Raw genomic sequence first — 26,746 nt, 5'->3', positions numbered from 1 at the left:
GGCTTGGTTGCGGGGTGATCAATCAAGGAGCGATTTGCCTTCTTCGCCCAAGATTTTTGTGATGTGTTCGGTCGCTTTATTGGTGACCATGCGTCCGCGAGGCGTACGAACCAGCAGTCCGGTCCGCAGCAAGAACGGTTCGACTTCGTCGGCCAGTGTTTCCGTAGCGGCGTTCATGGTGTGCGCGATCGCTTCGATCCCGGCTGGCCCTCCGGCGAAGACGCGGAGAATCGTCAGCAGGTATTTGCGGTCCTGATTGTCCAATCCAAGACCGTCGATCTGTTGCATCTTCATGGCGTCCTGGGCCAGGGCCATGTTGATGTGCCCGTCTGCTTTGCTGGTGACATAGTCACGAATCCAACGCAGTCGATTGTTGGCCACGCGCGGGGTGCCTCGGCTTCGTCGCGAGATCTCGAGGGCCGCGTCCTCTTCAATCGTGACGTCCAACTTCCGGGCGTTACGACTGATGATTTCTGCCAGTTCTTCTTTGGTGTAAAAGTCGAGGTGTTCGCGAAGAGGAAAACGATCGCGCAAAGGTGCCGTCAGCATCCCGCTACGAGTGGTCGCCCCGATCAGGGTGAATGGCTTGATCTGCAGATTGATCGTCCGGGCGTTGGTCCCCTCCCCTAGCACGATATCGATCCGGAAGTCTTCCATTGCCGTGTAGAGGTACTCTTCGACCGCCTTGGGCAAGCGATGGATTTCATCGATGAAGAGAATCGACTTCTCGTCGGCGTTGGTCAGGTAAGGAACGAGATCTTTGGGGGCCTGTAGTGCCGGCCCCGAGGTTAGCTGATAATTGACTCCCAGGTCTTTGGGAATGCAGGTCGCGAAGGTGGTCTTGCCGAGTCCTGGCGGGCCATCAAACAGGATATGCCCCAGAGGCTCGTCCCGTTTCACGGCGGCATCGACCACCACCTTCAGACGCTCGCGGACTTCGAGTTGGCCGACCATTTCGGAAAGGGATTGCGGGCGAAGACTCTTGTCTTCTTCGTTGGGGCCGTTATCCCCTTGTAATATCGCTTCCCTGCCCATGAATGAAACCTTTTACCGCATTACCCCGAAAGCCAGCAACCCACTGCTAACTGAACAAGTGTTGACTATGTGCCATCACTATAACAAATAAACGACTGGCTCGAAAAGTTCGGATCGTAATACCCTTCGGAGCAAGCCCCATGGATGCGAATACCCCGCGCACGACCCCCGTTTGGCAGCAAGTTGTGGCTTTGGCCGGCTGGCTGGTTCTTTGTTTCGCCGCGGCTGGCGTGGGTTCTTCGTTTACCCTGCCCCAGATCGGGACGTGGTATGCCGAACTGAACAAGCCATCGTTCAATCCACCGAATTGGATCTTTGGCCCGGTCTGGTCGACGCTTTACCTGATGATGGCGATCGCCGCCTGGCTGACGTGGCGAAAAAGTGGCTGGTCGTCGGCGCCGTTTGCCTTGATCCTCTTCTGTGTCCAATTGCTGCTGAATACGGCGTGGAGCGTGTTGTTCTTTGGCCTGCGGAACCCGGTGGCGGCCGCGGTCGACATTGTTTTGCTGTGGGGTGCCATTCTGGCCACGATGATCGCTTTCTGGCCCCATAGCCGAGTGGCGACCTTGCTGCTGGTCCCTTACTTCGCGTGGGTCAGCTTCGCATCGATCTTGAATTTCACGATCGTTGCACTGAATTGATGCCAGCATTGGTCTTCGAAGAGGCGACTTGCCTTCCGGAAGATCAGCCGAGTGAACCAAACCAGTCTCTATCCACAAAATTTCGTCATTGGCACTACCTTTGCAATTGGGGAAAGCACTTAAACTTCTCCCCATTCCTGCACAAAGGAACCCTGGTGATGACTGAAATCGTGATTCATGATCTGGTTAACGACGTCTCTGACGAATTGCATATGGACAAGCTCGAAGCTGAAGTCGTGCTCGAGGGTATCCTCTACGACGAAGTGATGGAAGAGTACGAATAAGTCGACTCGTATCACCGCGAAAGCAGCGATCCCAGTCCACCGCACAGGGCTGCGAGCGCCACCAGGCCCAGGCCTACCGCGGCGACCGTTCCCAGAATCACATACAATCGGTGATAGGAAACGGGGCCGTGACCAGTCGATCGGCCGTTCTGTCCATTGACGAGGAATCGATACACCACGTCTTTGTACTGATAAGCCATGATCCAAATCGGCAACAGCATTGGCTCGCTGGCCATATTTTGAATCCGCAAGTTCACTTGTACGTTGCGGCTTCGCGGAGGAACGTAGGCAGCATCTACGGAACTGCGTTCTAACGATTCCAGAGCCGAGCGAGCCATTGGACGAGCATACTTCCGTGCGACGTTGAACTGCTCGACCGTGTATCGATCGAGATCAACCTGATCAGGCGTCACCGTCTGGCTCATGTCGAACGGACATAGCTGTGACGTTTCATTCGGCGTCAGTACGCCACTGGCACCCACCAACACGCCCGAGTACTGATTCGAGTGCTCACCGGCCAATGGATACCAATCGCCGCTCGCTCCAAACGGCGTCTGGCTTGTATCGGCCGTCCAATTGGTTGCCACGTCTGCCGAGAAAACCCAGTACGGCACATAGACCGGCACCATATTCTTGATGACCGCTTTCTCCGATAGATCTGGCGGTCGCCAAAAACCTTTCCCGATTGCCTCACGCAAGATCTGTTGCGACTCGGCTTCGGTGATCTTGAATGGCAGCACCTTGCTCGGCGCGATCACTTTGTGATCGACTCCCTTTTCCAGCCGCGTCGATCCACAGAAGGGACACCGTAGTGCTTCCGCTTCGGCCGAATAGCTCATCGCCGCACCACAGCCGGTACAACTGAAGCTGTGGGTCGAAAGTGTGGAGGTCGGCGTGTTGTCTTGCTGGCGATGGGGTGCTTCGGTGCCGCAGTTCCCGCAGAAGAGATCTTCTTCGTCAATCAGCCCGCCGCAGACATGGCACTTTTCCAGTAGGTCGCTCATGGTGTTTTGCTTCGTTTGCTGGTCTGAACTTCGTTACCGCATCACAGCCGAAAGCAGCATGACGAGAATGATGATGGCCACCACCGCAAAGACCCCTGCCCCGATCGCCGCTCCGATGCGAGTCCAAGAGACCGGCTTGTCGCCATTGATCAATCCGGTCTGGCCGTTGACCAGAAATCGATAGACCTGATCTTTGTAGCGGTAGGTCAGCAGATAGATCGGCAGCAGATAAAGGTCGGAGTGCTCGAAAGAGAATTCGGTATGAACGTTCACCTCGCGGCTGGTATCCCCAGGCAGGAAACGCGTGATGTTGCCTCGCTCGCGACGATAGAATTCCTCGTAGCAAATCTTCTTCGCGTCTTCGATTTCCATCTGGTACTCTTCCGCCGCCCAGCCAGCCAGGAAGTAAGGCTGGTAACGCTTGGCCGCCAAGGGCGAGAACGGCTTGATGCGATCGGCATCGGCCTGGCTAAGGCCTTTGCTGGCCGAAATCATGTAGCCGCTGTAGTACTGATGATGCTTACCGCTGAGCGGCCACCACTCGGTTCGCTGGACGCGGCGGGTCTTGGTGACCATCTTGCCGTTTTCCATCGTGGTGTAAGTTTCGGTCTCGTACCAATACTCACCAATCGAAGCGTTCCAGATACTTTGAGCGAGCATCGAGAAGCTCCAGAACGGTAGGTAAACGCCGCGCAGCTTGTCTTCGATTTCCGCCATGTGCAAGTCGCCTGGCCGATACCAGGCGTTGCCCTTGATCCACGCGCGGAACTTCTCCATCGCCATCTCTTGCGTGACCCGAAATGGGATGACGAACTCCGGCAACTGCCGACCGCTGACGTCGGGCGAGTATTCCACCACGTAAGTCGAATCGCAAAATGGACAGACGTAGCTCAGTTCCTGCGGATCGATCGAGACGTTCGCACCGCAGGTCTGGCAGTGGAAGTACTTCTTCAACGCGACGTCGTCCGGCGTCTTCTTTTCTTCGGCGACGGTGACCTGGTGCGGGGCACCACAGGCAGGGCAAAACTTGTCGCCCGGTTCGATCGGGCAACCACAGCTGGAACAAGGTTCGCCATGCGGCTGGGCGATTTCCGCCGCAACCAATTCATCGTGCGAAACAACCTCGGAGGCGATCAACGAGTCTTCGTGGTCAGCGACTTCCGGCATAGCAGCGTGATTGGGGGTAAATGGAGATGATTTGCGGGTTTATCCCTCTTGATGAGCAATTTTGTACACTGCCTGCACGAGGGAATCCACGTCCTTGTAGCTCTTTTTCTCGGCGATTGCCTTGTCCAACAGCTTGCGGGCCTGGGTCTCGCTGTGCCCCAGTTGCAGCAGCACCTCGAACGTTTCGGTAACCACATCGCGCGAGGCTTCGGCCGATTCTCCGTCGGCCCCGGTAATCAACAGGGCGAACTTCGGAACCTTCCGGCGCAGTTTGGCCACAATCCGGTCGGCGGTCGCCGGACCGATGCCTGGGAGGGCAGACAAACCCTTGGCGTCCTGTTGTTCGATCTGGTTGGCAACTTCTTGGACCGGACGGACCATTGCTCGCAAAGCTTTTTTCACACCGACGCCGTCCACCGAGCAAAACAGCTCGAAAAACTCTCGTTCGATATGGTTCGAGAAACCAACCAGACGCGGGGTCATCCGGCCTCGGGATGGATCGCCATCGAGGTAATTAATCGTGAAGAACGAAACCTTCTGGCCAATCTGGCCTTGGACCTGACGGCGGACAAACTCAGGGACCAGCACTTCGTATTCGAAGGCGTCGATGCCCAGCGTGACGCTTGTGAGTTCAACCGAAACAAGCTTGCCGGTGATTTTAGTGATCAAGAGTGAAGTCCGTTTCTGGGAAGAATACCGCTTAGATCGCGGTCGCAACTTTGCTGAGGTAATGATGGCACAACGCCACGGCCAACGCGTCGGCCACGTCCGGCGGTTCCGGTACGGCGGAAAGCTTCAGTTCGCGGCGGATCGAGTCTTGCATCTGGCTTTTCGGGGCTCGCCCACTGCCAGTCAGGATGCGTTTAATTTGCGTTGCCGCGTAGCTATAAAAGGTCATGTCATGCTGGGCCGCGGCCAGGCACAACACGCCCCGTGCATGCCCCATGATGATGGCGGTCTTGGGGCGTTCGTAATGGGAGTACAGTTCTTCCATCGCCATCACGTTCGGCTTGAGCGCGGTGATGACTTCGGTGATGCCCTCGTGGATCTCGCGAACGCGGGCCGGGATCTCGCCGCGAGTCTTTCCTCGGACGACCCCGGCTTCCACGAGCGAAATTCCACTAGGGCCGACGTCGATCACCCCGTAGCCGGTAATGTTCAAGCCTGGATCGATACCGAGAATTCGTTTCTGCATGAGACTTTCACAGGATGAAACCGCGGAAACAGCATGGCACGGAAGTACGAACCAAGCGACGTGGCTGCCTCGCGTGAAATGAGTGGCGAGGCAGCCGACCAGTATGGCCTAGCCTTTTCGCCAGAGCGTGCCATCTTTGCGGTCTTCGAGCGTGATCCCGCATTCGGTCAAACGATCGCGAATGAGGTCGCTCGTTTCAAAGTCTTTCTTCTTGCGCGAGTTCGCACGGATCTCGATGACCAGGCTCATCAGTTGGTCGACCAGACCGGAGTCTTCGCTCGAATCGGCTTCGGGCTTTTCCGAGAACAGACCCAGAATCGAAGTCAGTTCCCGCAGCGTGGCCATCGCCTGATCGAGGGCACTGGTATCGGCACCCTTGTTCTCTTCCAGCTTTTCCTGATCGATCGACTTGTTGACCGCGCGGACGATCTCGAACAGTTCGCTCACGCCGCCACCGGTGTTGAAGTCGTCGTCCATCTTTTCGAGATAGGCGTCCCGATGCTTCTTCAGCAGGCCGAGCAAGGCGTCGTCGCCGGAGGTGATTTCGCCTTCTTTGCGAGTCTTGGCTGGGGTGATGTCGTAGTACGACTTCCCGGTGATGCGTTCGTATCGCTCGAACAAGCGATAGAACGTTTCCAGTCCGGTGCCGGCCTCTTCGATCGCTGGCTCGCTGAACAGAATGGTGCTGCGGTAATGGGTTCGCAACAGGAAGAAGCGAATTCGCTCGCCGCTTTGTCGCTCGATCAGCGAGTGCAAGCCGCCAGCGCCACCACTACGGCTCATCTTGCCGCCGGGGTTGTTGTCGGCAGGTGCGGCTTCCTTTTCGCGTTCCGCTTTGCCACCGATCTTGCCGGCACTTGGGTCGCTGCGGAGCAGACCGTTGTGCATCCAATAGTTGACCATCGGCTTGCCGTGGCAGCATTCGCTTTGAGCGATTTCGTTTTCATGGTGCGGGAAGGTAAGGTCCAAACCACCGCCATGGATATCGAACGTTTCGCCCAGGATTCCTTTGCTCATGGCCGAGCATTCGATGTGCCAGCCAGGGCGACCCTTGCCCCAGGGGCTGTCCCACGAAGGTTCGCCCGGCTTGGCTTTCTTCCACAGTGCGAAGTCGCCTGGCGAACGCTTGCTGGCGGCGGCACCGCCCCCTTCCCCCTGCATGGCGTCGACACTGCGGTTGGTCAGCTTGCCGTACTGCGGGTCTTTGCTGACTTCAAAGAAGACGTCGCCATCGACATCGTAAGCAAAGCCCTTGGCGATCAGGTCTTCGACGAACTTGATGATGTCGTCCATGCACGCGGTGGCCCGTGGCATGTCGTCGATCGTCGTCACGTTCAGCGCGGCGAGGTTGCTCAGGTAATCTTTGATGTTCTCTTCGGCGACTTCGAGCATGGTCATCTTGCGCTCGTTCGCCTTGTGGATCAGTTTGTCGTCGACGTCGGTGATGTTGACCACCAGGCGGACGTCGTAACCGCTGTGGGCGAGGTAACGCTTGACGGTATCGAAGATAACCGGCCCCACCATGTGCCCGATGTGGGCTTCGGCGTAGACCGTTGGTCCGCAAAGGTAGATGCCGACTTTGCCGGGTTCGACCGTTTTGAACTCTTCCTTGGTACGGCTCAGTGTGTTGTAGACCCGGAGGTTACTCATGTTCTTGCCTTTAAGGACCGCTAAGGGGCTGGGTATGTGTGGATAGGAACGAAACTAGACTCTTCGCAACAGGCAAACGCACTGGACTTCGATCGACTCTTCGCGGCCGATGCTGCCGACGCTTTCGCCGGTCTTGGCTTTGATGCCGATATCTTCCGGCGAGACATGCAGAAGTTCCGCAATTCGGATCTGCATCAACGACTTCAGATCGGCCAGCTTGGGCCGCTGGGCATGGATGACCGCGTCGAGGTTGATGAGCGTCCACCCCTCGTCGAGCACCTTCTGATAGGCCAGTTTCAGGAATTCGCTGGACGATCGTCCGCGATTTTCCTCGTCTGTATTGGGAAAAAGCTGCCCAATGTCAGGAAGATTGGCCGCACCCAGTAACGCATCGGTGATGGCGTGCATCAAAGCGTCGGCATCACTGTGTCCAACCAGATGTTTGTCGTGCGGAATCTCGAGGCCACCTAAAATCAGTGGACCACCGTCGGCAAGCCGATGGGTGTCGTGTCCGAGACCAATTCGTATCATCCGTAATAATTCCCGAAGCGATCGATCCTCGCAGAAGGGCTGATCCGATCTCCCTGACCGGAAAACACGCCCGAAAGCGCGGCGATTATAGCGAATACCCCATATTGCCACAACGCGAGGGGGGCCCGGCAACTGTCCGCTTTTAGCCCCCTGGTTTATAATCTGCACATGCCACCAATCATCCAGATAGAAAAATTGACCAAGACCTACGAGGTCTATCAGAAGCAGGAAGGCCTGCTCTCCTCGATTCGCGGCCTGTTTCACCGTCAATACAAGACGGTGGAAGCGGTCAAGGGTATCGATTTGACCGTCGATCAGGGAGAATTCGTCGCCTTTCTCGGCCCCAATGGAGCGGGGAAGACAACCACCCTCAAGCTGCTCTCGGGGGTGATCAATCCAACTTCCGGCTCGGCCACGGTCATGGGGCACGTCCCTTGGCACCGCGATAACGCCTATCGCCGCCGGTTTGCCCTGGTGATGGGGCAGAAAAACCAGCTGTGGTGGGACTTGCCGGCCCAAGATAGCTTCCGGCTCCACCAGAAGATCTATCGGATCGACGCCGACAAATTCCAGCGTTCGCAAGACGAACTGGTCGATCTGCTGGGGGTAAAAGAGCTCCTTTCGCAGCCGGTTCGTGCTTTGTCGCTCGGCGAGCGGATGAAGATGGAACTGATCGCCGCCCTGCTCCATTCGCCCGACGTGCTGTTCCTCGACGAACCGACAATCGGGCTCGACGTGGTCGCCCAGCACAACATTCAGCAGTTTTTGAAGCATTATCAGCAGGAACGCAAAATCACCGTCCTGCTGACCAGCCACTACATGAAAGACATCGCCGCGTTGTGCCAACGCGTGGTGGTGATCGCCCATGGCGTGATCATCTACGACGGTTCGTTGAGCGGGATTATCGATCGGTTTGGTGGCTACAAGATCGTCACACTGACCTTCGCCGACGACAACGCCCAGGGAAGCCTGGCTCGATTCGGCGATGTCATCTCCGAGGACTACCCGAAGGTCAAACTTCGGGTCGACCGTTCTCGAGTTGGCGAAGTCCTGGCGTCGGTGCTCGATCAATACGAACTGGCCGACGTCGGGGTGGAAGATCCTCCGCTGGAAGAAGTGATCGCCGATGTCTTCTCGCTGGCGCATCCTGGCGACAAATCGGCGAATGAAAAACTGGCGGAAGCTTCGTCCTAAGCCCCTGGAGAATCGATCATGGCAGACCTTGCCGCTCGGGCCTCCACCTGGTGGGCCATCTTTCAAATCAATTTCCACGAGAAGCTCGTCTATCGCGGCGACTTCATGCTGGGAACCTTAATGCGGTTCCTGCCGATCCTGACGCAAATCTTTCTTTGGTCGGCCATCTTTTCGGCCAAAGGCGAGAGCAGCGGAAACGCCGAAATCGTCGGCTATACGTATTACAACATTGTCGCGTATTACTTGCTGTCGACGATCTCGCGAGCATTCTCCAGCATGCCAGGCTTGGCCTCTGGCATTGCCTTGCAGATCCGTGAAGGGGAAATCAAGAAGTACCTGATTCAGCCGCTCGATTTGATTTCGTTCTTCCTGCTGAATCGAATCGCCCACAAGCTGACTTACTACATCGTGGCGGCGGTGCCGTTTGCGATCGTGTTCTTTCTGTGCCGCGGATACTTCGCCGGCTGGCCGCCAGGACACGTGTTGGCGGCTTACTTCACCTCGCTGGTGCTGTCGTTCATGCTGGGGTTCTTCATGGAAGCCACCATCGGCATGATCGGTTTCTGGTTTTTGGAAGTTCGCTCGCTGCTGTTCGTTTACATGCTGTTCACGTTCTTCCTGTCGGGACACATGTTTCCGCTGGATATGCTGAACGAGTTGGGTGGTCCTTGGGCACTGATTGTGAAGTCGTTGCCACTGATGTACCTGGCGTACTTCCCGGCAGCCGTGTTTCTGGAAAAGATCACCGGTCCGGAATTGTTCTGGGGACTGGTCGTTCAGGTTGGCTGGGTTGTCTTCTTTATCATTGCCTCGCGTCTGTCGTTTCATTACGGCGTGAAGCAGTATAGCGCTTACGGAGGTTAAACGTATGGAAGATCGACCTTCGTATGCAGCCGTGTTTTACATGTTTCTGCGAAACAGCCTGGTTCGCGATCTGAGCTTTCGCTCGAACTTCTGGATCGAATGCGTTTCGAGCCTGTCGTGGGTGATTATGAACCTTGGGTTCTATCTGCTCATCTTCAGCTACACCACTTCGATCGGACCAAACACCGGTTGGGGAAAGTGGGAGTTCTTCGTCTTCCTGGCGACGACTCTGCTGGTGAACAGCTTAGTGCAGATGTTCTTCATGCCGAACATTCAAGAGTTCTCGGAATTGATCCGTACCGGCAAACTCGACTTCGCCCTGCTGAAGCCGATCGATACGCAGTTCCTCGTCAGCTTCGAGAAAGTGAACTGGCCTTCGACCGCCAACTTCTTGTTCGGTTTGCTGCTGATGGGAATCAGCCTTTTTCAGTTAACGCATCGCCCTGAGCGGCCCATCGAGTTGACCGCGACCATGGTGGTGACATTCGTCATCTTCCTGCTGTGCGGCGTAGCGATCCTTTACAGCTTGATGATCGTGCTGGCCGCTTCCAGCATCTGGCTCGGTCGCAATACCTCGTTGTACGACTTCTGGTTTTACATCACCAGTTTCTCGCGTTACCCGATGGAGATTTATAACGCCGGCACGCTGGGGATGTCGCTGCAGTTGATCTTCACCTTTGCGATCCCGATCTTGATCGTGGTGAACGTGCCGGCCCGGATCATGGCTCAGCCATTTGGCGTCAGTGAGACGCAGATGTGGGCATTGCCAATCTACATGCTCGTAGCGACCGGGATGAGCCTGTGGTTCTCGCGATGGGTCTTCAAGATGTCGCTGCGAAGTTACCGCAGCGCGAGTAGCTAAGGTCCCTCTACCATCGTGCGAACGAAAAACTAGTTTTCTCGCCAGTTTTTCCGGATGATTTCCCTCCGCTAATCTCACGGACTCTTGCCAGCGAAGCGACGGCAAAAAGATCTCTAAGAAGCGTCTCGGCCCTGTTAACAACAACTAACGGTGTTGATCGTGTATTTGTCGTTTCTGTGGTGGGGTGGTAACCGAAAAAAGGCGTTTTTTGTTGCAAATTCCAGCGGGATGAATCGAAGCGTCGTCGCAAAAAAGGTGTTCGTTAATTTGAGTCTTTGCTAATATTTAACACTCATTCACACTGTGAAGATCATCCACATTCTGTCGCACTAATTCGGGACTGTTTATGAGAAACTCACGTGGCTTTACGCTCGTTGAACTCTTGGTCGTCATTGCCATTATCGGAGTACTGATCGCACTTCTGTTGCCTGCCGTCCAACAGGCTCGTGAAGCAGCACGCCGGATGAACTGCACCAACAATCTGAAGCAGTTGGGACTCGCTCTGCATAACTATCATGATACCTATGGCAAACTGCCCGCGATGTCGGGTGGTAGTACGCCCCTTGGGAATCATGGTCGATTGAGCGGTTTTATTGGGATGCTTCCCTTCCTGGAGCAACGGGCACTGTGGGAGCAGTACGCACAAGACAACTTCACGCAAGATCCCTGGGCGGACTGGGCTCCGAACAACACGCAGGTCGCCGGCTTGCTCTGCCCATCCGATAGTACTCCAGCGACTGGGCATCTCGGCAAGACAAACTATTGCTTCTCGGCAGGCGACCAGCCTCTGAATCGCTTCGAAGATGCCTCGGCGTCGAACGATCGGACCAATGAGTTCGAGGGGCGAGGAATGTTTTCGCGATATCACTACAAGGGATTTCGTGACATCACCGATGGTTTGAGCAATACCGTTGCCATGGGCGAACGTTGTATCGGTGTCGATGGCAAGAAGATGCGAGGCGGTATCGTGCGTGTCGACAATGCATTTGTCGACGGTGGAAAGGCCAACCGCTGCATGGATATGCGTGGGTTGGGCGGCATGTACGTCGATGGAGCGACCTCGTACCACACGTACTCCGGAACCCGCTGGTCGGACGGTGCCCCTGCTTATGTGGGTCTGAACACGGTTCTTCCTCCGAATGCCCCAAGCTGTACTCGCTGGGGAAATGAGAAAGACAAGATCTACGCGACAGCCAATAGTTATCATCCAGGTGGAGCGAACACGCTGTTTGGCGACGGTTCGGTCACGTTCATTTCGGAAACGATCGACACGGGAAATCTGGCGGCGAATTGGGAATATAGTGGTGCCTCGCCTTACGGCGTTTGGGGAGCGATGGGAACGCGAAGTGGCGGTGACGTGGCGAGTCGCCAATAAGCGTCACGATGATAGCTTCCGAGCCTGTTTTTCAACGCTCGGAAGCTGACGGAACGCTTTTCTTCTTTCGCCGCCTAAACCACTCGTTACAGATGCTGGAGTTTGACTTCATGAGTCGATCGTCGATACCATTCTTTTTGTTCCTGGCATTGCTTTCCACTTCGGGATGCTTTGGCCCAGGCTCAGTGCAACCGGGTGCCAGCTATTCAACTGTCATGGTGACGATGGATGGACAGCCCGTTGAAAATGCGAATATCACATTTGCTCCCGTTGGGAACGGCCGGTCGGCTTACGGACGAACCGATGCCCAAGGGATGGCGATCATGGGAACCTCGAATCCTGGTGATGGCGTCTTTCCTGGTGAATACCAGGTCGGTGTCTCCAAGTCCGAGCCCGATCCTGAGCACATCGTCCACGACGTCGATGCCTACCACCGAAAGCACGGGAAATTTCCGGAGTTGGTGATGATTTATCACACGCCCAAGCGATACGAAGATCCAGCTTCCTCGGGGTTCAGTGCCACGATCGTCGCAGATCAATCCAATGAACTTCAGTTGGAACTCACCAGCAAATAACGAGTCGGGAGTCCCGGACGAGATTTACTGACAAGGCAGGCTGCCTCGACGGCCTGCCTTGTTTTTTGCGCGAGCTACACTTCGTCTTCCGGATCGACGTCCATCTCGCCGTACATAACATGGTGGCCTACCTCGTGGCGTGGTTCGTCCAGGAACCAGGTCATCGTCCAGCCGCCAAACAAGATCAAGGCGATCCCGCTGAAGACGAGCTCGAAGCTGGTCATGTCGATCAACAGGCCCACGAACGGCGAGATCACCATCGGGACGGCGATGCACAAAGACTGCGTCGCCAGGTAACGCGGGTGCATCGGCTCTGGAACCAACTCGAGCGTATAGTTGGTGAACGCGCGGAAAGTGATCGGCGTCACACCAACAAACAAAAACAGCCAGTCGAACAAATAGATGCCGACGCTGCCGGAATGAACCAGGGCAATCGAACCCAGCGGCAAGATCATCACGCCGAACATCATCGTGCGTAGGACCAGCCGGTTTCCTTTCCAGTCGGCCAGCGGACCGCCGAGCAAGCTGAAAATCGCCGTTCCGGCATTCTGAACGATCACCCAAAAGATCATCCGTGAAAGATCGACGTCCAGCCGCTCGCGGGCCAGGGCCTGGTAGTGCGGGAACAGCATCAGCGAAAAGCCGAACGTCGCCGCGATCAGGCAGACATAACGAAACCGATGGTCATCTTTGACGACGTTAATCGATTCCTGGATCAACTGCTTCGGCGAAAACGCTTTCCGCTCGACCTGGTCGCGTCGCTCTTTCAGGCCCATCACCGAGATGGCACTGCCGATAAACGAAAACGCCGCGAACCCAAAGATCCAGTGAACCTGAATGTTGTTTCCCTGAAGCCATTTCGGCAGCAACCAGGCCGCCAGTGAAATGGCGATGACCGCACCAATCACATTCGAGGCCAGCATTAGCCGCCCTCGCAAATGAGGCGGAATCAGCTTCCCCTGCGTTGTACCGAAGCCGAGTTGATTGAGTCCCGTTGCACAGAAGAACAGGAAGTAAAATCCCAGAAAGCCGACCACCATCGCCGACTTTCCGATGGCGGACTCGACCCCGGGGATAAACATCGCAGCCAGGGCAGCGAAGGCAACCGACATGGCGAGCGAAGTTCCGGCGAGCGACCACTTTTTCAGCGGCAATTGGCGCAGCCGGTCGGCATATAGAAGCGGCGGGCAGCTTTGTCCAATTCGCCCCAGAATGGGGAGGAATCCGCGAATCCAGCCAGAGCCTGCGATCAAATCGAGCACGGCCGGAATGATGATGCTCTCAGTCTTGAAAATCCAGCCGCAACGCAGCACGACTTGATAGAGCGTCAGCAGCACGAAATTTCGCGAGACCCCTTCATTGCGTTGAATGCCATCCAGGGTAGCGGCAGGCGATGCCGGCGGTTGAGGCTGCTCGGTTTTGGGCTCCGCCGTGGTGGAAGAATGGGGGTGCACGCTCATTACCCCGATTATAAGGCCAAGCGCGAAAACGTACGACCGGTACGTATTGGGGGCCGGAAGTGAGCAAACCGAAAGAGATAAGCCAAGAAAAAGAGGAAGCCCCAGGCCGAGTGCGCGGTTACTTAACGACCCAGGGCTGCCTCAAACAATCGCTGTGCGAAATAGAGGCATCGCACAGTAAATTGTCGCGGTGAGTGTAAAAACCCCGAGGGTCGCCTAAGGTTTTGGCGGAATCAGAAAATTTCCCAGAAAGTCTTAGCGGGGAAATGATCCGCGTTATTCAGAGCCCAGAATCAGTTCCAGGTAGCTGCGGCGTTCGCTGCCAGAAAGACCGAGTTGATCGGCCAATTTGGCGATAGCGGCTTTGGCCGATTCGACGTCTTCTTCGTCGGCAGTGATCTCGAGTTCGACGAAAGTGCCCAGGTTCAGTACTTCGTCCATCGCGACCAGGACTTCGTAGCCTTCGTACTGGATATGCGATTTCCGGCGATCTTTGGTCACTTCGGCTACCGGAGTGAAGCCCAGCGACTCGAACATATGGACGATGTTGGTCGCTCCGGTGGCACCTGAGATCAGGGGAACTTCGATTTCACGACGAGTCTTGGTCGAATCGTCGACCTTGGGGCCTTTGTAGGTGATGAAGTTCTGATCCCCCACACGGCGGATACGAAGGGCCTCGTCCGTTTCGGCGAAGTTACGCGACGGGTGACTGTAGTATCGGTCGGCCTGGCGTTTAGGGACCTCAATAATCCCGCCCAGGTCTTCCAACTGCGATTCGACGGTGGAAAGATCGTCGACCGGAAACTTCAGTTCAACCTCGAATTTCATCGCGCAAGTGAATCCTTCAAGCAGCGTAAGGCTTCCAAGTTAGGGAAGCTGTCAGCCGATGTTTTACCTGAGGCTGACGGGAACACAATGACCTATTATTTCCTTACGGGGCAATTGTTGCCAGAGCGATCGTTCTGCCAAATTCCGGAAACTGGCCCGCTCTCCCTGCGATTTCGCATCGGAATGCTTCTCCGCCCGGGATCCGTTAGAGATAGAATAGGGCAAGTTGCCCCCGTGGCTTCATTTTTCACACGACCTTTATACGAACCCGCCATGCTCTGCCCTTCCCTGCCAACTTCCCGGAAACCGATGATCGCTCGTCGGGGGAAAACGATGCTTTACGTCCTGCTGGCCATCATGGCTGGTCTGATGGTGATGCTGGTAATCACCATGCTGGGACCTGGCGCTGCTCAGATGGCGGAATCGCACCCTTGGGTCGGCCAGCCATTGCCGGCGACCACCCTCGAACCGATGCTGAATGTCGAGCAGCCTCTGGAAACGGCCGATCTGGCCGGAAAGGTGACGCTGATCAATTTCTGGGGCCCCTGGTGCCCGCCCTGCCTGCTGGAATTCCCAGACCTGCTACAGATTCGCGAGGAATTCCGCGACCAGCCTGACTTCGCGTTCGTTTCCGTCGCGGCAGATGGGGGCTGGATGCCGGGACAGCCGACCAGCTTCAACGAAGACCTGGAGACGCTGGTGCCGCAGTCACAACTGGTTTTGGCGAAGTTCAATACAACGCTGCCAGTCTATGTCGACCAGCACGCGGACTTGCGGATCGGTTTGAGCCAGGTGAAGCAATACCAGGGCTATCCGACGACCCTGCTGGTCGATCAGCAGGGAAAGATTCAGGCCGTTTGGATCGGCTATGGCGGCGACTTGTCGGATATCTCGAAGAAGATTCGAGAGCTGCTTGAAGCAGGCTAGTCGCCCCTCTGGAGGCTTTTCCAGGGGCTAGATCGCTTCGGGACCCCGTTCCCCGGTACGGATACGGATACAGTCGTCCATCGGCACGACAAAGATCTTGCCGTCGCCGATTTCGCCCTTATCGCCGGTTCGGGCCCCCTTCACGATCGCATCGATCGTCGGCTCGACGAAGTCTTCATTCACGGCAATCTGCAACTGCACCTTACGGAGCAGGTTGACGGTGAACTCGTGCCCGCGATAGACCTCGGTCTGCCCCTTCTGGCGGCCGAAACCTTGGCAGTCCATCACCGTCAGGCGGAACACTTCCACCTCGGTCAGGGCTTCCTTAACGGCTTCCAGTCGGCTGGGCTGAATGATCGCGATCACAAGTTTCATGAGTGGCGTCCAAGATGGAACGTTCGAGAGGCTTCCAAACCGTCGAATTTAAACCGATGCCCCACCGGGGGCAAGTGGCAGCCTCCCAAGGACTTCTTGTGATCATCGGGGTGCATGGCACCAAATTCAGGGGGATGACCAGCAAGATCGGATGCGAGAAGAACCAGGATTCTGGTAATCGCAGAGCGCATAAAAAAACCCCGACTTGGAAGAGCGAGGCGGAACACCCTTCCAAGTCATTGGGGTAGAACTTCTGGCCCAGGCAAAGGCCGAAGTATCTTCGTGAACTTCGCGGGCTTTACACGAGGTAGAGCCCGCGAGGTTGGCTTTCAAGTAAGGCCTAGGAGGCGATGTGGCCAGCCTGGCTGGTGCCTTCCGTGACCAGGTGTGCTGGGTAGGCGTACATGCCGTGCTCGTGGATATCGAGACCCTGCATTTCTTCTTCAGCGGTGACTCGCAGACCCATGGTGAACTTGATCAGGTTAAAGATCACAAAGCTCACACCGAAGGCCCAGACGAAGCCGACTGCGATACCGATGACCTGGGTGATGGTTTGATCGATACCACCGCCGTTGACCAGACCCGATTCCTTCATGAAGAGACCGACAGCCAGCGTACCCCAAGCACCACAGACACCGTGGACCGAGACAGCACCGACAGGATCGTCGATCTTCAGCTTGTCGAAGAAGACGCAGGAGAGGACAACCAGGACGCCACCGATCAGACCGGCAATCGCAGCCCACAGTGGGCTCAGGCAGTCACAACCAGCGGTGATCGAAACCAGACCGGCCAGGGCACCGTTCAACGTGAACGAGGTGTCAGGCTTACCGAACATGGCCCACGAGGTGATCATGGCACCGACGACACCAGCGGCAGCAGCCAGGTTGGTGGTCACGGCGATGTAAGCGAACGAGCCGCCACCGACAGCGGTGGTCGAACCTGGGTTAAAACCGAACCAACCCAACCACAGGATGAACACACCCAGAGCACCCAGCGGGATGCTGTGACCAGCGATTGGCTTAACCTTACCGTCTGCAGTGTACTTACCGATACGTGGACCGATCGTGATGGCACCCGCCAAGGCACACCAACCACCGATCGAGTGAACGACCGTCGAACCAGCGAAGTCCAGGAAGCCCTGGCCTTCCAGCCAGCCGCCACCAGCGTACAGACCACCCCAAGCCCAGCTACCGAAGATCGGGTAAACGATCACGGTGATCAGGACGGAGTAAACCAGGTAGGCCGAGAACTTGGTGCGTTCCGCCATGGCACCGGAAACGATGGTCGCGGCGGTGGCACAGAACACGGTTTGGAAGATCAAAAACGCCCAGTTGAAACCGGCATTCGAGTTGACGGCCAGAGCAGCATCGCTGTCGCCATCGAAGTAGAACAGGTCCGTTCCACAGAAGCCGTTGGTCGTGCCGAACATCAGGCCGAAACCAACCAGCCAGAATGAAAGCGAGCCGATGGAGAAGTCCATCAGGTTCTTCATAATGATGTTACAAGCGTTCTTCGCACGGGTGAAACCAGCTTCGACCAACGCGAAACCAGCCTGCATGAAGAACACGAGGAATGCTGCGAGACAGGTCCACAGCGTATCGACGTCGCCGAGGACAGATTCGGCGGTAACAGGAACTTCTTCTTCTTCAGCACCTTCAGCTTCAGCGGCTTCTTCAGCTCGCTCTTCGCCAGCTTCGGCTTCGACTACCGGAGCATCTTCCGAGGCCGGGGTTCCAGAGTCTTGCGCTGAAAGCGGGTAAGAGATCATGAGGCCGAGAGCGATTGCGATCATCGCAAACCACGCTCGGTTGGGGAGGGAGAGGGAACTTACCATGTGATTCGTACCTTTTACAGAAGATGAAACAAACATCAGCCAGCTATATGCCAGGGCCAGGAATCGATCCAACGTGGGATATGTTTGAGTGCGCCTTCCCACGCAGGGTCGTGTGCACGAAGACCCCCTGTTTGCAAGCGTTGTGCCATTAGTTCCGACTGTGAGGATGAAAAGCCCGGCTGAAGAATCAACGACGTCCTATGTCTTTCCCACCGCAGGACTTAAGAGAACGCTCGAATTTAGGGTTTTCGGTGGACGTTTTCGGGCCGTCGCGTGTATGCAAAGAATGCGCGCATGAAGCTTGCTACGATTCTCAGCAGTTTTGCTTGGCGCGGGGCAGCCCGTTTGCGACGCCCTTGAGATGCTCTAGAGCACATCTAAAGGCTTACGAAACGGCGCAAGACGAAAGAGAGGGGCGATTGCTAGCTTTATTGCCCCATAAAAAAATGCGCATAAAAAAGGGACCTCATCGAGGTCCCCGGTAGAAATTAGGCTTTTTCAGCGAGTTCGTCACTTCAAACGGGCGACTTACTGCGGCAATTGACCCTTCAGGATCTCTTCTTCCCACTCGTCCATCAGGGGCCAGTCGATGGCGCACGTGCCGAAGTCGGCCATATGAAGATACGACTTCAGGCGGTCGAGAGTCTGTTCGATCTGGGCGTTGTCTTTACGGAAGATCGGGCCATGGCTTGGCAAAAGCCATTTCACATCGCTGTCGCGAATCCGTTCCAGCGACTTAATGAATGCCACGATATCGCTGCCATGATGGGCATCTATCGCACCGACGCAGCCGTCGCGGTAGATATTGTCGCCCGAGAACAGCAGGTCCCCCATGCGGAAGCTGAGCTGGCTGTTGGTGTGCCCAGGCGTATGCCAGACTTCAAGTTCCAGCTTACCAACCGTCAGGATGTCCCCCTCTTTGACCTGGTGTTCGATCTTTACCGGGGGCATTTCGAGGTGGATGTCTTGCAGTTCGATTTCGGCGAATGTCTGCAGCTTGTCCCCCGCTTCCAGGGCTTTGACCGCCAGCGGGTGGGAAGTAACCGTAGTGCCGAGCAGTTGCTTCGCCTTAGCCAGACCTTGAATGTGGTCGACGTCGGCATGGGTGGCAACCAGCGTTTTGCAATTGGCCAGAGGGAAGTCCATGTTGCGGATCACTTCGATGTAGTCTTCGACTGTCTCGTCGAAGCCGATATCGATGAGGATCCACTCGTTACCTTCGTAGACCAGGTAGACATTGCAGCCGAGCAATTCGCCGGCTTGAAAATTGAGTTCGATAACGTTGGGGAAGATTTCTTTGCGGGCCAGCATGACAGGCAGATTACCTTCGGCAGAAATGGGATTTCAGGACCGTCCCATCTTAACCGCCCCCCCGCACAAGTCACAACCAGTGGCCTAGGGGGCTCCCAACAAGAAGAAGCACCCAGGTCGAAGGAACCGATGCCTGGGTGCTGATGGGTATTGAGATGACTTAGCGACTGGTGCGAGGCGAGAGGTAAGTTCCCATCTCGCGAATGTCGACACGATCTGGAGCGTCGCCCATGCGTTGCCAGATTACGTTCGCGTCATCCCAATCTAAGTTGAGTTCACTGTTATTCGCGGCTTGGCAAATCGCATCGAGGGCGCGTTGTTCGTCACCTTCGCGAAAAGCCCAGACATAAGTCTGACCGTTCTTTTCATAAACCACTGCGTTCATCGTTACCATAGGTCGCCCTCCTTCGCGTCCTGCCTCTGTTGGCCTCTGTTCCTGCAGAACCGCGATGTTGAAGTGATTGTTGAACGAAACCTCGGTGTTGAACTCCGACGAAAAAGATCTGATCAGAGTTCCGTTAAACCTTGTCAAAGAATACTCGTTGCACGGCTGCGAACCAATTGCAAAATTCGTGTGGGTTGCCGTACGCAAGTTCTGCTTGCCTTTTGACTTAACGTTCGTAACGCTCAATTGCTGTGCGACCGCAAAAAGAAAAATGCCTCCATAAAAGGAGGTTGCAACCGCATCCTCGCGAGTTATAGACGCGACGAGTAGTCGCACCATGCGTCTTCCAGAAAGTCGAGTAGATCGGTCGCGGTAAGACCAGGCTGTGATGTTTGCTTCACGGCAATATCAGCCGCCAAACCATGGAGAAAAACGCCTAGAACCGCTGCGTCATAGGCGGAAAGTGACTGAGCGAGCAGCGCTGTGATCAATCCTGTCAGTACATCACCCGAGCCGCCCGTAGCCAGTCCTGGATTGCCGGTTGGATTGTGCCACTGACGCTCTCCGTCGGTGACTAGCGTTTGCGGTCCTTTCAAAACGACCACCACTTTCTGCTCTGCCGCAAGTTGAATTGCCGCCTCTTTTGCTGCTGAAATTTCTAAATGCGGCTTGCCGACGAGTCTTCGGAACTCGCCTAAATGCGGTGTGACGATGCGCTCTCCCGCAGCATTTGCGAGTGGACACGTAGACTGAGCGAGCAAGTTCAATCCATCCGCGTCGATCAACATTGCGCGCGGAAAGGTCTCGTACAATTCGCTGAGCAAAAGTGTCAAACCACGCGATTGTCCCAGCCCAGGTCCGATACCTAGACACGTGGCCTGATCGAGTTTCTCTTGCAGGCACGCCTTGGCATGAAAAGGAATGCGTCCGTCGCGATCGGTCGCCAGGCTCAACGTCATGTAGGCTGCCTCGAAGTTGGCAACCGTGTTGATGATCGCGTCAGGAACGGCCAGCGTTACCAGACCTGCTCCACCTTTCAGACATGCTCGACCAGAAAGACTGATCGAGCCAGGCATGCCGAGCGACCCGCCCACCAGCAACGCTCGACCGAAGGTTCCCTTATGCGAGTCCGAATCACGCGGCGGGATAATGGGGAGGCCTTCCGGCAGCGGTGCTGGAGTCATTGCGTGAACTTTGGGGTTAGGTTTCCGTCTGAGGTTTGGCCTGTTGAACTCGCAGCGAAATCAGGCCTGCGAGGTAGGCCCCTTTGAAGCCGGCGTCGATGTTAACGACGGTGACGTTCGACGCACAACTGTTCAACATACCCAGCAGCGCGGCAACCCCTTGGAAGCTGGCGCCATAACCGACGCTGGTCGGAACGGCGATGACGGGACAAGCGAGATGGCCACCCACCACGCTCGGCAAAGCGCCTTCCATGCCAGCCACCACGATCACTGCATCGCACTCGCTAAGCTTGTGAGCCTGCTCGGTGAAACGATGCGGTCCAGCGACACCGACATCTTGAATGAAGACCGGTTCGATGCCCATCCAGCGTAGCGTTTCGCGGGCTTCTTCCGCGACCGGCAGATCGCTGGTACCGGCAGTCACCAGTCCGACATTGGCCCAAGAAGATTCGTCCGACAACGTACGGAACGTTCGGGCGACTTCGTTGTACAACCCATCCGGAATTGCCGCTTTGAGGGCGGCGCCCTTCTCGGCGTCGATGCGCGTGGCCAGTGACTTGTCGCCACGCTGCTTCTGAGCCTCGAAGATGCGGGCAATTGTTTCCGGGGACTTGCCTTCACCATAAACCACTTCAGGAAACCCGCAGCGTCGAGCTCGATCGACATCGAGCGTGGTGTCGGCGAGTTGTTCTGATTTGGGCTGTAACACTTGCAAACAAAAGTCGGCCAGGGTGACCTTGCCTGCGCGATATTGCTTAGCGAGACGTTCCAGTTCGTGGCGTTTCATGGACATGCGAGACAGTATTGGTTGGCTTGAATCGAAGGGACAAACGCTGCATTATACGAAACGGCCCGCCTTTGGGGCGGGGTCCGATTTCTTTTTGGACAGACCGTATTCCGGCATGGTTTAATAACCGCAAGGATTCGGCCTCACCGTCTTCCTCCCCCCTTCCCTACCTGCCTTGTTTGAGGACTGCCCCATGAATCGTCCCGAGACTTCCTCTCGTCGTAACTTTCTAAAGACCGCCGGAACGGCCGCGGTTGTGGCAGGTGTTGCCACATATGTGCCTCGTCATGTGCTGGGTGCCGAGGGCGCGCCGGCCGCGAATGACAAGGTGAACCTCGGCGTGATTGGTTTCGGCAATCGTTGCAAATACGTGATGGGGGGAACGCTTCCGCATGAAGACGTTCGCTGCGTCGCCATTGCTGACGTTTGGTCGAAGCATCGTGCCGATGGCAAAGCGATGGTCGACAAGCACTATGGCAACTCCGATTGCGAAACGCTCCGCGACTTCCGCGAACTGCTCGATCGAAAAGATATCGACGCCGTACTCATCGCGACGGGCGATCGATGGCATGCGGCCGCTTCGATTCTGGCGGCCAAGGCAGGCAAAGATGTCTATAGCGAAAAGCCGTGCGGGATCACGATTGAAGATTGTCAGCAGCTTGCCGACACGATCACTGCCGAGAAGAAAGTCTTTCAGGCTGGAACTCAACGCCGCAGCGTTCCGAATTTTCAGAAAGCGGTCGAACTGCTTCACTCCGGTAAACTCGGTGAACTGCAAACGATGCACGCCTCGGTTTATCGACCGGTGCTCGACAACAGTTGGCTGCCTGCCCAGCCGCAGCCATCGCAGGAAGACGTCGATTGGAACCTGTGGCTCGGCCCAGCGGCCTGGCGTCCGTTCAACCTCGCTTACGTGCAAGGCAAGTGGCGAGGTCAGTGGGACTTCGATTCCGGGGCACGACTGCTGGACTGGGGCGCTCACACGGTCGACCTTTGCCAATGGGCGAACAAGGCGGACGGGACAATGCCGATCGAGTTCGATCCGTACGAGAACGGGATCCACTGCCGTTACGAAAATGGCGTGAAGCTGGAGATCGATTTTCTCGACAATCCGTTCGGTGATCGTTCGCCGCAGTACATCACGCGGCTCGGAACGTGCCCGGTTCGATTTATCGGAACGGAAGGCTGGGTCGAAACAGGTGACAGCGGCGAGATCGTTTGCTCCTCTCCTGCCCTGCAGAAAGAGATCACCGAAGATACCTCGCGTGTGCGTGGGCTCGATGTCGCCTCGCATTCGCGAAACTTCCTCGATTGCATTCGTTCGCGAGAGCTGACCGCGGCGAATCAAAATGTGATGCGGAAGTCGCACATCGCCTGTCACGCGGCGGCCGCGGCTTGGATCTTCGATCGCAAGCTGGCGATTGATCCGCAAAAAGAAACGTTCGTCAACGATGCCGACGCCAATGGATTGATCTCCCGGGCGGATCGAAATTGGAACGTCTAACGCTCTGCATTTAAGAGTATGCAATTAAAAAAGCCTCGGCCGAGAATCTTCGGCCGAGGCTTTCTTGTTGGATTCAATTCCTATGAACGTGACCTACTTGGCGGCTTCTTTTGCTTCCCGTTCGGCTTCGCGTTCTTCGCCATGCAGTGCCGAGATCTCCCAGCTCATGCGTCCCAGCCAGATCGAATAGATCATCAGGCCACCCACGACCAGCACACCGCAGGGCAACGCGATGTACGCGAGTCGTTCGATGCCGGCAAAGAAGTAAAGCATGTAGCCAAACCCGCCGACTGCGATCGCCAGGAAGAAGGTGGCCACGTAGAACATCAACCATTTGCTGGTCAGCTTGAAGAGCGAAAACACAATCGTATTGCTCCATGGCGTGATGATCGAGTTTTGATCGAGCAGCGATAGAAACGCGACCGGGAATGCCAGGAAGCCCAGTGCCAGCAAAGGTAACGCCAGCGTCAGGTCGATGGTGGCAACGATTGCAAACGGAATCAGCGCGAAGAAGAGCCCCGCCACGAAAAACAGTGCTTCCATCACCCGATCGAAAATCCCGAGCTCCGGCCAATCGAAGTCATCCATGCCACTGGAGATCGACATGGTCAGGAACAAAAAGTAGCTCCCCAGAAACACGACCGCGACGGCACCAAGGCAGACCGAAAGAAACGTACAAGTCAGGCTCGCCATGTAGGACATGAAGGTTGGCGGTGTCACGTTCGAGTAAAAGACCGCGTTGATCGCCAGATAAAGCACCATCGCCGTGAACAGCGACAGAAACACCCATCGCATCAACAGGCCAACGTCGGTGAACAAGCCGACATCGCGCGATAGCTCTTGCGGAGAAAAGCGAATCGGAAACTCGACCAGCTTCGCTCTCGGATCGTAATCGATTGGTGTGAGTGGTTCGCGCGGCTTGGAAGGTACATCGTCGTCGAGCGGTTCGGCGCGGCGGCGTTCTTCGAAGGCACCTTGGGTTCGTTTATGTAGCTCAGGCCGTTCCGCTTGTTCGCGGATTTCTTTCTCGGCCTGCGACATGAGGTTCTGCCCCAACTTCTTCCGGGCTTCATCATGGCTGTCGTCGACATCTTTCAGGCCGTAAATGTCCTCGATGTCCTCTTCCTCGCTCGGCAACTCCAATTTCTTTTCCGGCTTGGTGATGGTGAGGATATGACCGCAGTCGGGGCATTCCATCTTCCGACCGGTGTCTGCGGTCAGTACGGTCAGCCGCGTCGAACATACGGGACAGGTCACATCATGCGTTTTCGAGGACGACGAGGAGCGCTCAGTCACAGATCGGACCTTCTAGCAAATTAACAGGGATGGGCAGTCGATAAGGAAATTCTACCGTGTGGCGGCCGAAAAGTATTTTTTTAAAGTCGTTGGCGATTTCCTGGCTTAAATTGGAGGCAATTTGCGATTTGTTCTCCCATCGGGGGATCGCTGGTGCCAGGCATATCTGTACCGATTGTCTCGATTGGAAACCACTTCGTGAAGCGACTTGGCCACAAAACGGATGAAGGTTTGGTTGTCATTCCTGGCATGACGAATCAAAATACGTCTTTTTCACCCGCGCGGTTGGGCAAAATATGCCATCCGCATTGCCCTTGGGCAAAGGCGAGCTGTGCAACTTTATCGTGACCTGGATTCGCTTTCCGCAGACTTTCGAGGCGGCGCGCTAACGATCGGCAACTTCGATGGCGTCCACCTGGGGCACGCTCGGATTGCGCAGTTAATTCGCCAACGTGCCGACGAAGTGGGGGGACCCGCGGTCGTCTTCACCTTCGATCCGCATCCGGTTCGATTGCTTCGGCCGGAACTCGAACCACCTCCGCTGACCTGGACACGCCGTAAGGTCGAACTACTGGGCAATCTCGGCATCGATGCCGTCATCGCTTACCCGACCACGCGTGATCTGTTGAATCTTTCGCCGGAAGCGTTCTTCGAACAGATTGTCGTGCAGAAGATGTCTGCCAAGGCGATGGTTGAAGGCCCGAACTTCAACTTCGGCAAAGACCGCGCCGGCGATACGAATACCTTAGCCGAGCTGTGCCAGAAGCATGGCATGCAGCTCGATATCTTGCAGCCCTTCACCCGGCCTGGCGAAACCGAGTTCGTTTCCAGCAGCCGCATTCGGAAGCTGGTCGCTGCCGGCGATGTGAAGCTGGCCGGCGAGATGCTGACCGAGCCCTACCGAATCCGTGGTATGGTCACCCATGGTGCCGCACGCGGTTCGCAGCTTGGGTTCCCGACCGCAAATCTGGAAGCGGTCGATACGTTGGTTCCGGCGATTGGTGTCTACGCAGGCATCGGCTATCGCGGCGAAGAGATGTTCGCCGCCGCGATCAACATCGGACCGAATCCAACCTTCGGCGAGAAGGCCCGTAAGATCGAAGTCCACATGATCGGTTTTCAAGGCTCGATTTATGGCGAACCACTCGAGGTCTCGTTCCTGAATCGGCTTCGCGACGTGATCAGTTTCTCGGATGTGGAAGCACTAAAGAAGCAGTTAGACATCGACGTCCAGACCACGATCAAAACCTTTGACGAATACCAGGCAACCCGCGACCTGTGAGGCAGGTCCTCAGCAATTTGGATAACCGGATGAGCATTGACTGGAAAGCCCTGCGAGGGGCGTTGGAAGAACCACAGCGATTCGTGATCACCAGCCACGTGCGTCCCGACTGCGATGCCCTGGGAAGTGAATTGGCGATGGCGGCGATCCTACGGCAGCTCGGTAAAGAGGTCGCCATCGTCAACGACTCCGAAACACCAAACCATCTGCAGTTCATCGACCCGGACAATCAGATCAAGCAGTTGGGGAAAGACATCTCTCCTGAAGAGGTGCTTTCCGGTTTCGACGCTGTTCTGGTGGTCGATACCAGTGCCTGGGTTCAACTCGGGGCAATGGCCGAACTGATGCAACAGTTCGAGGGCGTGAAGCTGGTACTCGATCATCACGTCAGTCAGGACGACCTGGGAGGCGAGATGTTCAAGGATCCCAAGTGTGAAGCGACCGGCCGACTCGTGTACGAAGCAGCCAAAGCTTGGGACATTCCGATCACCCAGGAAATGGCTTTCGCGATGTTCACCGCCATTGCGACCGACACAGGGTGGTTTCGATTTCCATCGGTCAGCGGCGATACCTATCGTGCGATCGGCGATCTGATCGATGCTGGCGCCGTGCCGAGCGACGTTTACGGGCAATTGTTCGAGAAAGAACGTCTGCAGCGGGTCAACTTGCGGGGCCGTATTCTGGCCAGCGCCAAGGTAATTCTTGAAGGACGTCTCGCTTATAGTTTGGCAACTCAGCAAGACTTCGAAGAAACAGGGGCTACCCCCAGTGACACGGAAGACGCGATCAATAAGACTATGGCCGTCTCCGGAGTTGAGGCTGCGATTCTCTTCATCGAATTGCCTGGCGGCGAGGGTGTGAAGGCCAGTTTCCGTAGCCGTTCTTCGCTCGATGTCGCGAAGCTCGCTCACCAATTTGGTGGTGGCGGTCACGTGGCGGCAGCGGGGGCGTTGATCAAGAAACCTCTGGACGAAGTCGTCTCGATGTTGCTCGAAGCGACCGAGAAGGCCATGGGCTAAATCGAAGGTTGAACGATCGCGGGTTGATCCCTTCTACCCGAGGCGGAGCCAGGTGCGTGATCGCTTGGGACCTCCTTCTAGCCTCTTCATAATATTGGGCAACGACCGGACCTCATCATGCATAGGTCCGGCTTGCTGATTGTCTTACGGAACAGAACGTTCTGTTAAGTCACCACG

At 56.1% G+C, this 26,746-nt stretch carries 27 protein-coding genes; 11 read left to right on the top strand and 16 right to left on the bottom strand.

Features of this window, described 5'->3' with window-relative positions:
* Window positions 1–18: 18 nt before the first annotated feature.
* Window positions 19–1,035, bottom strand: a complete 1,017-nt coding sequence (gene ruvB, locus ABD890_RS04535) for a Holliday junction branch migration DNA helicase RuvB (protein WP_345086319.1) — start codon at window positions 1,033–1,035, stop codon at window positions 19–21.
* A 140-nt stretch (window positions 1,036–1,175) separates the two neighbouring features.
* On the opposite strand from ruvB, the gene ABD890_RS04530 reads away from it, so the two are divergent.
* Window positions 1,176–1,676, top strand: a complete 501-nt coding sequence (locus ABD890_RS04530; RefSeq protein WP_345086318.1) for a TspO/MBR family protein — start codon at window positions 1,176–1,178, stop codon at window positions 1,674–1,676.
* A gap of 158 nt (window positions 1,677–1,834) precedes the next feature.
* On the top strand, window positions 1,835–1,960 hold the full coding sequence (locus ABD890_RS04525; protein ID WP_345086316.1) for a hypothetical protein: 126 nt from the start codon (window positions 1,835–1,837) through the stop codon (window positions 1,958–1,960).
* Between the two features lie 11 nt (window positions 1,961–1,971).
* Here ABD890_RS04525 and ABD890_RS04520 read toward each other — a convergent pair whose 3' ends face one another.
* From ABD890_RS04520 to ispF, 6 genes are all read right to left on the bottom strand, one after another.
* Entirely contained in the window at window positions 1,972–2,964 is a 993-nt protein-coding gene (locus ABD890_RS04520; protein WP_345086314.1) for a hypothetical protein, read from the bottom strand.
* Window positions 2,965–2,997: 33 nt separating this feature from the next.
* Complete coding sequence (locus ABD890_RS04515) at window positions 2,998–4,131, bottom strand: zinc ribbon domain-containing protein (protein WP_345086312.1); 1,134 nt, start codon at window positions 4,129–4,131, stop codon at window positions 2,998–3,000.
* A 39-nt stretch (window positions 4,132–4,170) separates the two neighbouring features.
* Window positions 4,171–4,800, bottom strand: coding sequence for a Holliday junction branch migration protein RuvA (gene ruvA, locus ABD890_RS04510; protein WP_345086310.1), 630 nt, complete (start codon window positions 4,798–4,800; stop codon window positions 4,171–4,173).
* Window positions 4,801–4,831: 31 nt separating this feature from the next.
* Window positions 4,832–5,326 carry a crossover junction endodeoxyribonuclease RuvC gene (ruvC, locus tag ABD890_RS04505; protein ID WP_345086308.1) on the bottom strand — a complete coding sequence of 165 codons (495 nt, stop codon included), beginning with the start codon at window positions 5,324–5,326 and terminating at the stop codon, window positions 4,832–4,834.
* Between the two features lie 108 nt (window positions 5,327–5,434).
* Window positions 5,435–6,976 carry a cysteine--tRNA ligase gene (gene cysS, locus ABD890_RS04500; protein ID WP_345086306.1) on the bottom strand — a complete coding sequence of 514 codons (1,542 nt, stop codon included), beginning with the start codon at window positions 6,974–6,976 and terminating at the stop codon, window positions 5,435–5,437.
* Window positions 6,977–7,030: 54 nt separating this feature from the next.
* A complete protein-coding gene (ispF, locus tag ABD890_RS04495; protein ID WP_345086304.1) occupies window positions 7,031–7,507 on the bottom strand; it encodes a 2-C-methyl-D-erythritol 2,4-cyclodiphosphate synthase in 477 nt (158 codons plus the stop codon).
* Between the two features lie 168 nt (window positions 7,508–7,675).
* Between ispF and ABD890_RS04490 the strand changes: the two genes are divergently transcribed.
* The 5 genes from ABD890_RS04490 (at window position 7,676) to ABD890_RS04470 (ending at window position 12,377) form a co-directional block, all read left to right on the top strand.
* Entirely contained in the window at window positions 7,676–8,701 is a 1,026-nt protein-coding gene (locus ABD890_RS04490) for an ABC transporter ATP-binding protein (RefSeq protein WP_345086302.1), read from the top strand.
* Between the two features lie 18 nt (window positions 8,702–8,719).
* The gene (locus ABD890_RS04485; RefSeq protein ID WP_345086300.1) at window positions 8,720–9,565 is read left to right on the top strand and encodes an ABC transporter permease; all 846 of its coding nucleotides are present in this window, start codon (window positions 8,720–8,722) and stop codon (window positions 9,563–9,565) included.
* 4 nt (window positions 9,566–9,569) lie between these two features.
* A complete protein-coding gene (locus tag ABD890_RS04480) occupies window positions 9,570–10,427 on the top strand; it encodes an ABC transporter permease (protein WP_345086298.1) in 858 nt (285 codons plus the stop codon).
* A gap of 346 nt (window positions 10,428–10,773) precedes the next feature.
* The gene (locus ABD890_RS04475; protein ID WP_345086296.1) at window positions 10,774–11,802 is read left to right on the top strand and encodes a DUF1559 family PulG-like putative transporter; all 1,029 of its coding nucleotides are present in this window, start codon (window positions 10,774–10,776) and stop codon (window positions 11,800–11,802) included.
* 110 nt (window positions 11,803–11,912) lie between these two features.
* On the top strand, window positions 11,913–12,377 hold the full coding sequence (locus tag ABD890_RS04470) for a hypothetical protein (protein ID WP_345086294.1): 465 nt from the start codon (window positions 11,913–11,915) through the stop codon (window positions 12,375–12,377).
* 74 nt (window positions 12,378–12,451) lie between these two features.
* Here the strand turns inward: ABD890_RS04470 and ABD890_RS04465 are convergent, their stop codons facing one another.
* Window positions 12,452–13,837, bottom strand: a complete 1,386-nt coding sequence (locus ABD890_RS04465; protein ID WP_345086292.1) for an MFS transporter — start codon at window positions 13,835–13,837, stop codon at window positions 12,452–12,454.
* Window positions 13,838–14,113: 276 nt separating this feature from the next.
* Window positions 14,114–14,665, bottom strand: coding sequence for a class IV adenylate cyclase (gene cyaB / locus ABD890_RS04460; RefSeq protein WP_345086290.1), 552 nt, complete (start codon window positions 14,663–14,665; stop codon window positions 14,114–14,116).
* A 309-nt stretch (window positions 14,666–14,974) separates the two neighbouring features.
* Between cyaB and ABD890_RS04455 the strand changes: the two genes are divergently transcribed.
* Complete coding sequence (locus ABD890_RS04455) at window positions 14,975–15,592, top strand: TlpA family protein disulfide reductase (protein WP_345086288.1); 618 nt, start codon at window positions 14,975–14,977, stop codon at window positions 15,590–15,592.
* Between the two features lie 27 nt (window positions 15,593–15,619).
* Here the strand turns inward: ABD890_RS04455 and ABD890_RS04450 are convergent, their stop codons facing one another.
* The 6 genes from ABD890_RS04450 to larB form a co-directional block, all read right to left on the bottom strand.
* The gene (locus ABD890_RS04450) at window positions 15,620–15,967 is read right to left on the bottom strand and encodes a P-II family nitrogen regulator (RefSeq protein WP_345086286.1); all 348 of its coding nucleotides are present in this window, start codon (window positions 15,965–15,967) and stop codon (window positions 15,620–15,622) included.
* A 340-nt stretch (window positions 15,968–16,307) separates the two neighbouring features.
* A complete protein-coding gene (locus ABD890_RS04445) occupies window positions 16,308–17,801 on the bottom strand; it encodes an ammonium transporter (RefSeq protein WP_345086285.1) in 1,494 nt (497 codons plus the stop codon).
* Between the two features lie 528 nt (window positions 17,802–18,329).
* On the bottom strand, window positions 18,330–19,112 hold the full coding sequence (locus tag ABD890_RS04440; protein ID WP_345086283.1) for an MBL fold metallo-hydrolase: 783 nt from the start codon (window positions 19,110–19,112) through the stop codon (window positions 18,330–18,332).
* 160 nt (window positions 19,113–19,272) lie between these two features.
* Window positions 19,273–19,506 (bottom strand): hypothetical protein, encoded by a 234-nt coding sequence (locus ABD890_RS04435; protein WP_345086281.1) that lies wholly within the window; start codon window positions 19,504–19,506, stop codon window positions 19,273–19,275.
* A gap of 302 nt (window positions 19,507–19,808) precedes the next feature.
* Window positions 19,809–20,681: an NAD(P)H-hydrate dehydratase gene (locus ABD890_RS04430; RefSeq protein ID WP_345086279.1), complete on the bottom strand. Its 873-nt coding sequence runs from the start codon at window positions 20,679–20,681 to the stop codon at window positions 19,809–19,811.
* Between the two features lie 16 nt (window positions 20,682–20,697).
* Window positions 20,698–21,474, bottom strand: coding sequence for a nickel pincer cofactor biosynthesis protein LarB (larB, locus tag ABD890_RS04425; RefSeq protein ID WP_345086277.1), 777 nt, complete (start codon window positions 21,472–21,474; stop codon window positions 20,698–20,700).
* 187 nt (window positions 21,475–21,661) lie between these two features.
* Between larB and ABD890_RS04420 the strand changes: the two genes are divergently transcribed.
* Entirely contained in the window at window positions 21,662–22,972 is a 1,311-nt protein-coding gene (locus ABD890_RS04420; RefSeq protein WP_345086275.1) for a Gfo/Idh/MocA family oxidoreductase, read from the top strand.
* A gap of 93 nt (window positions 22,973–23,065) precedes the next feature.
* On the opposite strand, the gene ABD890_RS04415 is transcribed toward ABD890_RS04420, so the two are convergent.
* The gene (locus tag ABD890_RS04415) at window positions 23,066–24,268 is read right to left on the bottom strand and encodes a zinc ribbon domain-containing protein (protein WP_345086273.1); all 1,203 of its coding nucleotides are present in this window, start codon (window positions 24,266–24,268) and stop codon (window positions 23,066–23,068) included.
* Window positions 24,269–24,599: 331 nt separating this feature from the next.
* On the opposite strand from ABD890_RS04415, the gene ABD890_RS04410 reads away from it, so the two are divergent.
* Window positions 24,600–25,550, top strand: a complete 951-nt coding sequence (locus tag ABD890_RS04410) for a bifunctional riboflavin kinase/FAD synthetase (protein WP_345086271.1) — start codon at window positions 24,600–24,602, stop codon at window positions 25,548–25,550.
* Window positions 25,551–25,579: 29 nt separating this feature from the next.
* A complete protein-coding gene (locus ABD890_RS04405) occupies window positions 25,580–26,569 on the top strand; it encodes a DHH family phosphoesterase (protein WP_345086269.1) in 990 nt (329 codons plus the stop codon).
* The last annotated feature ends 177 nt before the right edge of the window (window positions 26,570–26,746 follow it).

Origin of the sequence: Bremerella cremea (assembly GCF_039541315.1) — a bacterium.
GTDB lineage: Bacteria > Planctomycetota > Planctomycetia > Pirellulales > Pirellulaceae > Bremerella > Bremerella cremea.
This window is presented reverse-complemented; position numbering and strand designations above follow the sequence as displayed.